We start from the raw sequence: 10,875 nt of genomic DNA, 5'->3' as shown, positions 1-10,875 counted from the left end.
GGCGCCGAACAGCGTCACCCGCATGAGGCGGATCACCCGGGCGGGCGGGCAGATCCGCGGGTCGTCGCCGAACACCCGGCCCAGATCCACCACCAGCCCGAAGGCGGCGTGCACCAGAATCCGCGCCTCGCTCTCGGACAGTTCCGGACGCACCGCCACCAGCAACCGCACCCATTCCGCCACGATGAGCCGCTGGATATTGCGCAGCACCGTCCGCTCCTCCGGCGATACGTGCCCGAACTCCGCGTAGTAGACGTAGGTCAGCTCACGTTCGGCGAACGAGCCGCCGACATAGAGGTCGATGAGTGTGGTCAGGGCTTCGGCGGGGCTCGACGAGGAAGCCGTCGCCGGGCCGATCGCCCCCGACACCCGATCGGCCGCCCGGCGGAAGGCGGCGGCGAGCAGATCGCTCTTGGAGCGGTAGTACCGGTACACCGCCGAGGCCGCCGACAGATCCGCGGCCGAGGCGATGTCCTCCATGCTCACGTTCGGGTACCCGCGCTCGTGGAACAGCTCCACCGCCTTGCGCAGCAGCAGTTCGTGTTTGAACGACTGCGGGATCTCCGCCGCCCGCATCGGTTCGACAGTGTCGGCGGGCGGCGGCAATTCGCAGTCGATCACCTGGTAGCAGGTCGAGAGCAGCAGTGCGGTAAGCGCTTTGGCGGGCATGGCGGCATGGTGATCGCCGATGCTGGTGATGATGCTGAACAGTGCGGCGGCCCGCACCGCGCGGTCGTGGCCGTCCAGCTCCGGCCGCACCTCGCCGATCAGGCCGCGCACGATCGCCACCGCCTCGGCGAACTGCTCGTTCAGCGTCGCGCGGTCGGTGTCGTCGAGGTAGCGGCCTTCCCACCGGGTCAGCGCCACGGTGGCGCGGTTGGCGATGGTGTCGGCGATGAGCGACTCCAGTACCCGGGTCAGCCGCTGGTGCGGCGTCCAGTCGGCGGCGTCCTCGGGGAGGGTGACCGCGGTGACGGTCAGCTGCCCCAGGCGCAGCAACTCCTCCCGGAACAGCGCGTACTTGCTCGGATAGTGCCGGTAGAGGGCGGCGGAGCTGATGCCGAGGCGGGCCGCGATGTCCTCCATGGAGACACCGTGATAGCCGAGCGAGCCGAAGGCGGCCGCCGAGGTGGCGGCGATCTGGGCGCGCCGGTTCTTGGGCCGTCGGCGGATCACGCGTTCGGGTGCGGCCGCGGAAGCGTCGTCGCGTTCGGCACGGGTCTTGCGACGCTCCTCTACGTTCATGTCGCCATGGTAGCGACCAGCGCCTTTGTCGCCGTGCAGGGTTGGTCTTCCGAATTGTGATCTCCTCGGCGCGAGCATTATTCGCCGTCGCGGCCGATCCGCCCCGTAGTCTGCATGGGCACGATCGCGAGGAACGGAGCCGCTATGCGCGGGGTGGAGGTGGAGCGCACTATTCCAGCGCCCATCACCGATGTGTTCGACTGGCTCACCGATGTCACCAACTTCCAGCGGGTGCCCTGGGTCAGACGGGTCACGCTGGTGCGGCCCGGCGACACCAACGGCAACGGGGTGGGCGCGGTGCGGCTGATCGTCACGCCGCTCATGCGGCTCACCGAGGAGATCGTCGAGTACACCCCGCCGACCCGGATGCGCTACCGCGTGCTCTCGTCCGTGCCGCGGCTGCGCACCCAGGACGGCAAGCTGGAGCTGTCCGAGCACGCCGAGGGCACGCTGGTGAACTGGTATTCCACCTTCGAGGTGGACAACCGGTGCCCGAAGCTGTCTACCCGCGCCTACCTGCCGCTGGTGCGTGGCGGATTCCATCTCGTACTGCGCACCGCCGCAAAGGAATTGCGCGGAGAGTAGGGCTACTCCGCGGGCACCAGCGTGCCCGCGAGGTGGTCGTGCGCCACCTGGCAGTGCAGTCGCACGCCGGTGACCAGCGTGTCGTCGTCGGCGTAGAAGTGCGGGTTGTGGTTCATGTACATGCCCCGACCGCCCGGGGTGGGGCGTGGGCAACCGGTGGCCGGGTCCAACTCGACGTCCTGCACCCCGAGGGTGACGTAGAGCCCGCCGTAGGTGTTGACGAATTCCGAGACGTCGTCGTAGCCGAGGGTCGGCGGGATCGGCAGTACGCGCTCCGCGCCCGCCACCCGCCGGAAGGTCGGCAGCGCCGGCTCCATCCATTCTCGGCGGTTGTCCACGGCGGGCACGTCCTGGAGGAATTCCACCGTCGACGCGCAGTTGTACGCCTGGGCGGTGTGGGTGGCGAGCGTGTCCAACCGCTTCCGCACCTCCGCCATATCCGCCTCGACCGTGCAGCGGATGGTGCCCCACAGCGTGACCGTCTGGCCCACGATATTGAACCGCCCCACATCCTCCACATGGCCGATGGTCACGGTGATCGGGTCGAAAGCGTTGACCTGCCGGTAGATCTGGCCGATGCCGGTGATGATCGCACCGGCGGCGGGCATGGGATCGATGCCCATCCACGGCGTGGACCCGTGCACCTGCTGTCCGGTGAGGACGATCTTCACCAGGCACGACGCACCGAATTGGTTGCCGACCCGGTATCCGATGCAGCCCTTGGGCAGCGGCACCACGTGGAAGCCGAACGCCATGGTGGGCACCGGATTCGCGAAGACGCCTTCGGCCAGCATCTCGCGGGCACCGCCCTTCTCCTCCGGCGGCGGCCCCTCCTCGGCGGGCTGGAAGACGAAAAGCACGGTGCCCGAAAGTTTTTCGCGAGCCTTGGCGAGTACGGTGGCCGCGCCCATGAGCATGGCGGTATGGCAGTCGTGCCCGCAGGCGTGCGACACCGGGAACGGGCCACCCGGATAGTCCTCGTCCACCACCCGCGAGGCGAACGGCACCCCGCACTCATCCGGCACCGGCAGCGCGTCGATATCGGCGCGCAGGGCGACCACCCGATCACCCGGCCGCCCACCCCGCAGCACACCCACCACGCCGTGCCCCGCGATACCGGTGCGCACCTCGTCGAGCCCCAGCGACCGCAGGTGATCGGCGATGAGCCGCGCGGTCTCACGCTCCCGATTGGACAGCTCCGGATGCTGATGCAGATGCCGTCGCCACCGCACCACCCGATCGGCCACCGCCGCCGCGGCGGCATCGAGTTCGGCGTAGATCCCGTCGGTCGTCATAGCGCCTCCGTTCACATGGGTAACCAGATGATAGCTACACCCGACGGTCGGAGCTGAGTAGTCGGTCAGGCATGCGGTGCCGCATCGGCGGAGAGCGCCTACTCCAGGGCGGCCAGGGCCATGCGGCGCAGGATGGGGCGGGCTCGGGAGGCCATGGTCGCGGGGGCGCTGTGCGGGGTGGAGTTGATGAGGCCGAAGGTGGCGTGTGCCTGGACGCGGGCGGCGGGTTCGGGGAGGTCGGGGTGCAGCTCGCGCAGGACGGCCACCCAGACCTCGACGTACTGGCGCTGGGTGCGGCGGACCTGGCGGCGCGCCGCTTCGGGCAGGTTCTCGAGGTCGCGGTCCTGGATGCGGATGAGCTCCGGGTCGCCGAAGGCGAAGTCGAGGTGGAAGTCGACCAGGGCGGTGAGCGCCGCGCGCGGGGTGGGGGCGTCGGCGACGACCGCGCGGCCGCCGTCGAGCAGGCGCTGGCTGATGCCGACCAGTAGCTCGACCAGCAGCGCCTCCTTGTTGGGGAAGTGGCGGTACACCGCGGGGCCGCTGATTCCCGCCGCCGCGCCGAGGTCGTCGAGCCGCATGCCCAGGAATCCGCGATCGGCGATCAGCCGGGCCCCGGCCTCCAGCAACTGCTGTCGCCGCTGGGCTTTGAGCTGCTCGCGACGGGTGAGAGTCACGGGTTCGGTGCTGCTCACCGCGCACTCCCTTCATCGGATCTGGACAACTCAGTTAGTGAAGATTATCTTATTTCTCAGTTATCGGCGATTAACTGATCGAACAGGATGACGTGATGACGGTGACCGAACGAGCCCGCGTGGACAACCGGTCCGCGCACTTGGCGCTGGTCGAGGACCTGCGGGCGCGGCTGGCGGCCAATGCGCTGGGCGGACCGGAGAAGGCGCGGGAGCGGCACCTGGCCCGCGGCAAACTGCTGCCCCGGCAGCGGGTGGATCAGCTGCTGGATCCGGGCTCGCCGTTCCTGGAGCTCGCCCCGCTCGCCGCCACCGGCATGTACGACGACGAATGCCCGGGCGCGGGCGTGATCGCGGGCATCGGCCGGGTATCCGGCCGGGAATGCGTGGTGGTCGCCAATGACGCGACCGTGAAGGGCGGCACCTACTACCCGCTCTCGGTGAAGAAGCACCTGCGCGCCCAGGAGGTCGCCGCGCAGAACCATCTGCCCTGCGTCTATCTGGTCGACTCCGGCGGCGCGTTCCTCCCCAAACAGGACGAGGTCTTCCCGGACCGCGAGCACTTCGGCCGCATCTTCTTCAACCAGGCCACCATGAGCGCCAAGGGCATCGCCCAGATCTCCGCGGTCATGGGCTCCTGCACCGCGGGCGGCGCGTACGTGCCCGCCATGAGCGATGAGACCGTCATCGTCCGCGAGCAGGGCACCATCTTCCTGGGCGGTCCGCCGCTGGTGAAGGCCGCCACCGGTGAGGTGGTGACCGCGGAGGAACTCGGTGGCGGCGAACTGCACTCCAAGATCTCCGGCGTCACCGACCATCTCGCGGAATCCGATCAGGACGCGCTGCGCATCGTCCGCGAGATCGTGGCGACCCTCGGCCCCAAGCACGCCACCCCGTGGGAGGTCGCGCCCACGGTGGACCCCATCGCGCCGCAGGATGAGCTGTACGACGTCGTCCCGACGGATCTGCGCACCCCGTACGACGTCCGGGAGGTCATCACCCGCATTGTCGACGGCGGCGAATTCTCCGAATTCAAGGCCGAATACGGCAAGACCCTGGTCACCGGCTTCGCCCGCATCCACGGCCACCCGGTGGGCATCGTGGCCAACAACGGCGTGCTGTTCGCCGAATCCGCGCTCAAGGGAGCGCATTTCATCGAGCTGTGCGACAAGCGCACCATTCCACTGGTGTTCCTGCAGAACATCACCGGCTTCATGGTGGGCCGCGACTACGAGGCGGGCGGCATCGCCAAGCACGGCGCGAAGATGGTGACCGCCGTGGCCTGCGCGCGGGTGCCGAAGCTGACCGTGGTGATCGGCGGTTCGTACGGCGCGGGCAACTACTCCATGTGCGGGCGGGCGTACTCGCCGCGCTTCCTGTGGATGTGGCCCAATGCCCGCATCTCCGTCATGGGCGGTGAGCAGGCCGCCTCGGTGCTGGCGACGGTGCGCGGCGATCAGCTCGACGGCAATGGTCAGCCCTGGTCGGAGGAGGATCAGGAGGCGTTCAAGGCCCCGATCCGCGCCCAGTACGAACACCAGGGCCATCCCTACTATTCGTCCGCGCGGCTCTGGGACGATGGCGTCATCGCTCCCGCCGATACCAGAACCGTGCTCGGCCTTGCCCTTTCGGTGTGCGGTCAGGCCCCCATCGAACCCGTTTCCTACGGCGTCTTCCGGATGTGACCACCATGATGAACACAGCCCACCCCGTCGCCTTCGACACCGTGCTGGTGGCCAACCGCGGCGAGATCGCGGTCCGGGTCATGCGCACGCTGCGGGCCATGGGAATTCGCTCGGTCGCGGTCTACAGCGACGCCGACGCCGACGCCCGCCACGTGCGCGAGGCGGATACGGCGGTGCGTCTCGGTCCGGCCCCCGCCCGTGAGTCCTACCTGGATATCGACAAAGTGGTGGACGCGGCCGTGCGCTCCGGCGCGCAGGCGGTCCATCCGGGATACGGCTTCCTGTCCGAGAATTCGGCCTTCGCGGCGGCGCTGGAGGCGGCCGGTATCGAATTCCTCGGACCGCCCGCCCGCGCCATCGAGATCATGGGCGACAAGATCGCGGCCAAGACCGCGGTCTCCGCCTTCGGGGTGCCGGTGGTCCCCGGCATCGCGCGGCCCGGCCTCACCGACGCCGAATTGATCGAGGCGGCAACCGATATCGGCTACCCGGTACTGGTGAAGCCCTCGGCGGGCGGCGGCGGCAAGGGTATGCGCCTGGTGACGGAGCCGGAGCAGCTGCCCGCCGCACTGGTCTCCGCCCGGCGCGAGGCCGGTGCCGCCTTCGGCGACGACACCCTGTTCCTGGAGCGCTTCGTCACCCGCCCCCGCCATATCGAGGTGCAGATCCTCGCCGACCGGTACGGCCACATCCTGCATCTGGGCGAACGCGAATGCAGCCTGCAACGACGGCACCAGAAGGTGATCGAGGAAGCGCCCTCGCCGCTGCTGGACGCCGCCACCCGCGCCCGCATCGGCGCGGCGGCCTGCGCCACCGCACGCAGCGTGGACTACGTCGGCGCGGGCACCGTCGAGTTCATCGTCTCCGCCGACAAGCCCGACGAGTTCTTCTTCATGGAGATGAACACCCGCCTCCAGGTCGAGCATCCGGTCACCGAAATGGTCACCGGCGTGGATCTGGTGGAATGCCAGGTGCGCATCGCGGCCGGGCAGAAGCTGTTCGTGAACCAGGACGACATCAAGCTGACCGGGCACGCCATCGAGGCGCGCGTCTACGCCGAGGATCCGGGCCGCGACTTCCTGCCCACCGGCGGTACGGTGCTGGCGCTCGCCGAACCGGACGGCACCGGCGTGCGGGTGGATTCGGGGCTGCGCGTCGGCACCGTGGTGGGCAGTGACTACGACCCCATGCTCTCGAAGGTCATCGCCCACGGCGGCGACCGCCGCGCCGCGCTGGCCAGACTCGATGCGGCCCTGGCGGATACGCAGGTGCTCGGGGTGCGCACCAATGTCGATTTCCTGCGCTTCCTGCTCGCCGACGCCGATGTGGTCGCGGGCGAGCTGGACACGGCGCTGCTGGACCGCCGGGCCGGTGACTTCGTGCCCGCGCCCGTGACCGACAGCCAGTTCATCGCCGCCGCCAGCTATCTGTGGCTGCGCCGCTGGCCGCGTGCGGCCGGTGACCTGTGGCCGCCCGCGGCCCGTGATCTGTGGGAGATCCCGTCCGGCTGGCGCATCGGCGGCACCGCTGCGACCGTGCTGCGGCTCAGCGGTGGCGATCGGACCGCGCACGTCTGTTTCACCGGTACGCCCGAGCGGGCCGAGGTCCGGGTGGAGGACGGCGAGAAGGTCACGCTCACGGCCGAACTCGACGGCACCCCGGCGGACGGCGGGCAGTGGCTCACTCTCGTCCTGGACGGGGTGCGCACCCGCCACCGGATCGCCGAGCGGCACGGCCACCTCTGGCTGGCCGACCGCACCGGCGTCGCGCAGCTGCGCGAGGTGGCCGAGGCCGACGTGCGCGGCGCGGTCGAACATGTCGGCGACGCCGAAATCCTCAGCCCCATGCCGGGTTCGGTCATCGCCGTGCCCGTCACCGCCGGCGCGGAGGTGACCGCCGGAACCACCGTCGTGGTGGTCGAGGCCATGAAGATGGAGCATTCGCTCACCGCCCCCATCGACGGCCGGGTCGAACTGCTGGTCGAGGCGGGCGATCAGGTGAAGGTAGATCAGCCGCTCGCGCGTGTGGTGCCCGCGGGCGAGTCAGTTTCGGAAGGACACAGCGCATGACCGACTTCCTCGCCACCGGATCGCTTCCGGACGAGTACCGCGACCTCGCGCACACCGTGCGGGATTTCGCCAACCAGGTGGTCGCACCCGTCGCGGCGAAACACGATGCCGAGCACAGCTTCCCGTACGAGGTTGTCGCGGGCATGGCCGAGATGGGCCTGTTCGGCCTGCCGTTCCCCGAGGAGTACGGCGGCATGGGTGGCGACTACTTCGCGCTGTGCCTGGCCCTCGAGGAACTCGGCAAGGTCGACCAGAGCGTCGCCATCACGCTGGAGGCCGGTGTCTCCCTGGGCGCCATGCCCGTCTACCGCTTCGGCAACGACAAGCAGAAGCAGGAGTGGCTGCCGCAGCTCACCAGCGGTCGCGCGCTGGCCGCCTTCGGGCTCACCGAACCGGGCGCGGGCAGCGACGCGGGCGGCACCCGCACCACCGCCGTACTCGACGGCGACGCCTGGGTGATCAACGGCTCCAAGCAGTTCATCACCAACTCCGGGACCGATATCACGCGGCTGGTCACGGTGACCGCGGTGACCGGTCAGGTGGAGGGCAAGAAGCGGATTTCCACCATTCTGGTGCCCACCGACACGCCGGGTTTCGTGGCCGAACCCGCGTACAACAAGGTCGGCTGGAACGCCTCCGACACCCATCCGCTGAGCTTCACCGATGTGCGGGTGCCCGCCGAGAACCTGCTCGGCGAGGAGGGTCGCGGTTACGCCAACTTCCTGCGCATTCTGGACGAGGGCCGGATCGCCATCGCGGCGCTGTCGGTCGGTGCGGCGCAGGGCTGCGTGGACGAGAGCGTGCGCTACGCCAAGGAGCGCGAGGCGTTCGGCCAGCGGATCGGCCGGAATCAGGCCATTGCCTTCAAGATCGCGCGCATGGAGGCCCGCGCGCACGCCGCTCGCACCGCCTACTACGACGCCGCCGCGCTCATGCTCGCCGGAAAACCGTTCAAGAAACAGGCTTCGATCGCGAAACTCGTCGCCAGCGAGGCCGCCATGGACAATGCCCGCGACGCCACCCAGATTTTCGGCGGCTACGGCTTCATGAACGAATATGCTGTGGCGCGGCACTATCGCGACAGCAAGATCCTGGAAATCGGTGAGGGCACCACGGAGGTGCAGTTGATGCTGATCGGGCGAGAGTTGGGATTGTGAGCGCCGAACCGAACGACGACATCCGCCGCGTCGTGCAGCGCGGCCTGTGGTTCGACGAGTTCGAGACCGGTGTGGTGTACGAGCATCGGCCGGGCCGCACCATTACCGAGGCCGACAATGTGCTGTTCACGACGCTGACCATGAACACGCAGGCGCTGCATCTGGACGCCGCGTTCGCCGACGCGCTGCCGCCCTTCCACCAGCGTCTGGTGAATTCCATGTTCACCTTGTCCACACTGGTTGGTTTGTCTGTCACGCAGTTGACGCAGGGCACCATTGTGGCCAACCTCGGCTTCTCCGATATCGCCTTTCCGAAACCGCTTTTCCACGGCGACACCCTGTACGCCGAAACCGTGGTCACCGACAAACGGGAATCCAAGAGCCGCCCAGGGGAGGGGATCGTGACCTTCGCGCATACCGGGCGGAATCAGCACGGCGATATCGTCGCCACCGCGGTCCGGAAGACACTGGTACGGAAGCAGACACCGGCATGAGCGGTCAGGCGCGGAGGAAGCAGTGGAGCGTCGCCACGCGGCGCTCCGTTCAGGCCCGAAGGGATACGGCATGAGCAATCCGGGGACCGGCTGGGAGATGGCGGGACCGGCGTGGCTGTTCTGCCCCGCCGATCGACCCGAGCGGTACGCCAAAGCCGCCGCCGCGGCCGATGTGGTGATCATCGACCTGGAGGACGGGGTCGCCGAGGCCGACAAGGCCGCGGCCCGAGAGGCGCTCATCGCGACACCGCTGGATCCGGACCGCACCGTCGTCCGGGTGAATGCCGCGGGCACGGTCGAGCACATGCTCGATCTCGTCGCCGTGGCCCGCACGGACTACCGACGTCTCATGCTGCCCAAATGCGAATCGGCGGAACAGATCACCACGCTCGCCGACTACGAGGTGATCGCGCTGGTGGAATCGCCGCTGGGGGCGTTGGCGGTGGGCCGGGCGGTCATGGCGCGCAACGCCATCGGCGTCATGTGGGGCGCGGAGGATCTGGTCGCGGGCCTGGGCGGCAATTCCAGCCGGCACGCCGACGGCAGTTACCGCGATGTGGCCCGGCATGTGCGCTCGCAGTCGCTGCTGGCGGCCAAGGCGTACGGCAAACTCGCGCTCGACTCGGTGTATCTCGATATTCCGGACCTCGATGGCCTCGCGGCGGAAGCGCTCGACGCGGTGGCCGTCGGTTTCGACGCCAAGGTCGCCATTCACCCGAGTCAGGTACCGGTGATCCGCCGCGCCTACGCGCCCACCGGCGCGGAGATCGACTGGGCGCGAAGGTTGCTCGCGGAGGTGCCGAATCACCGCGGAGTCTTCACCTTCGAGGGCAGGATGGTGGACGCACCCGTGCTCCGGCACGCCGAGCGCATCGTGCGCCGGGCACAGGGTGCCGACAGCGCGAACGTGGCGTCGTAGGAGGTAGTGGTGGAACCGCAGTGGGTGCCGAGCGAAGCGGATATCGCGTCGGCCAGAGTCACCGATTTCGCACGGTTCGTCGAACGTCGCGCGGGGGTGTCCGTACCGGACTACCGGGCGCTGTGGCAGTGGTCGGTCGACGACCTGCCGGGATTCTGGAAGTCGCTGTGGGAGTACTTCGACCTCGGTGATGCGCCGGGCGAGGTGCTGGCCTCAACGGATATGCCCGGGGCGCAATGGTTTCCGGACGTCCGGCTCAATTACGTCGATCAGGTGCTGCGGCAGGCGCGCACCGACCGGCCCGCCATCCTCGCGGTGAGCGAGGATGCCGAGATCGTCGAGATCTCCTGGACGGAACTGGTTTCCCGAACCGTCGCCTTCGCGCACACCCTGCGCGAACTGGGTGTCGGGCCGGGCGATCGAGTCGTCGGCTACCTGCCGAACATCCCCGAGGCGGTCATCGCCTTCCTGGCCACCGCCAGTCTGGGCGCGGTGTGGAGCGCCTGCGGGCAGGACTATTCGGCTCGCGCCGCGCTGGATCGGCTGGGGCAGCTGGAGCCGGTCGTGCTGGTGACCGCCGACGGCTACCGCTACGGCGGCAAGGAACACGACAAGTGCGAGGAGATCGAGGGGCTGCGCGGCGGGCTGCCCTCACTGCGGTCGACCGTGCTGGTATCGCGCCTGGGCCGCTCGGTGCCCGGGGCGCTGCCGTGGGACTCCATCGGGCTGGGACAGGC

At 69.0% G+C, this 10,875-nt stretch carries 10 protein-coding genes; 7 read left to right on the top strand and 3 right to left on the bottom strand.

Annotated features, from left to right (window positions below; genetic code table 11):
* Positions 1-1,245: TetR family transcriptional regulator (locus QK444_RS23415; RefSeq protein ID WP_282783695.1), on the bottom strand; the 1,245-nt coding region annotated here is incomplete at its 3' end.
* Positions 1,246-1,389: 144 nt separating this feature from the next.
* On the opposite strand from QK444_RS23415, the gene QK444_RS23410 reads away from it, so the two are divergent.
* Complete coding sequence (locus QK444_RS23410; RefSeq protein ID WP_282783693.1) at positions 1,390-1,830, top strand: SRPBCC family protein; 441 nt, start codon at positions 1,390-1,392, stop codon at positions 1,828-1,830.
* A 2-nt stretch (positions 1,831-1,832) separates the two neighbouring features.
* Here QK444_RS23410 and QK444_RS23405 read toward each other — a convergent pair whose 3' ends face one another.
* Positions 1,833-3,125: an amidohydrolase gene (locus QK444_RS23405; protein ID WP_282783692.1), complete on the bottom strand. Its 1,293-nt coding sequence runs from the start codon at positions 3,123-3,125 to the stop codon at positions 1,833-1,835.
* Between the two features lie 98 nt (positions 3,126-3,223).
* Positions 3,224-3,817 (bottom strand): TetR/AcrR family transcriptional regulator, encoded by a 594-nt coding sequence (locus QK444_RS23400; RefSeq protein WP_282783691.1) that lies wholly within the window; start codon positions 3,815-3,817, stop codon positions 3,224-3,226.
* A 95-nt stretch (positions 3,818-3,912) separates the two neighbouring features.
* Here QK444_RS23400 and QK444_RS23395 point away from each other — a divergent pair, with 95 nt between their 5' ends.
* The 6 genes from QK444_RS23395 to QK444_RS23370 all read left to right on the top strand — a co-directional run.
* Positions 3,913-5,499: a carboxyl transferase domain-containing protein gene (locus QK444_RS23395; RefSeq protein ID WP_282783689.1), complete on the top strand. Its 1,587-nt coding sequence runs from the start codon at positions 3,913-3,915 to the stop codon at positions 5,497-5,499.
* A gap of 5 nt (positions 5,500-5,504) precedes the next feature.
* Positions 5,505-7,568, top strand: coding sequence for a biotin carboxylase N-terminal domain-containing protein (locus tag QK444_RS23390; RefSeq protein WP_282783687.1), 2,064 nt, complete (start codon positions 5,505-5,507; stop codon positions 7,566-7,568).
* Positions 7,565-8,725: an acyl-CoA dehydrogenase family protein gene (locus QK444_RS23385; protein ID WP_282783685.1), complete on the top strand. Its 1,161-nt coding sequence runs from the start codon at positions 7,565-7,567 to the stop codon at positions 8,723-8,725. Before QK444_RS23390 ends, QK444_RS23385 begins: the two co-directional genes overlap by 4 nt.
* Complete coding sequence (locus tag QK444_RS23380) at positions 8,722-9,219, top strand: MaoC family dehydratase (protein ID WP_282783682.1); 498 nt, start codon at positions 8,722-8,724, stop codon at positions 9,217-9,219. The genes QK444_RS23385 and QK444_RS23380 overlap by 4 nt, the downstream gene beginning before the upstream one ends.
* 70 nt (positions 9,220-9,289) lie before the next feature.
* Positions 9,290-10,138 carry a CoA ester lyase gene (locus tag QK444_RS23375; RefSeq protein WP_282783680.1) on the top strand — a complete coding sequence of 283 codons (849 nt, stop codon included), beginning with the start codon at positions 9,290-9,292 and terminating at the stop codon, positions 10,136-10,138.
* A 6-nt stretch (positions 10,139-10,144) separates the two neighbouring features.
* On the top strand, positions 10,145-10,875 hold a 731-nt coding region (locus tag QK444_RS23370), incomplete at its 3' end, for an AMP-binding protein (protein WP_282783679.1).

The organism is Nocardia sp. CC201C (assembly GCF_030010695.1).
Classification (GTDB): domain Bacteria; phylum Actinomycetota; class Actinomycetes; order Mycobacteriales; family Mycobacteriaceae; genus Nocardia; species Nocardia otitidiscaviarum.
Note: the sequence above shows the minus strand (reverse complement) of the source record. Positions and strands in the feature narration are given on the sequence as shown.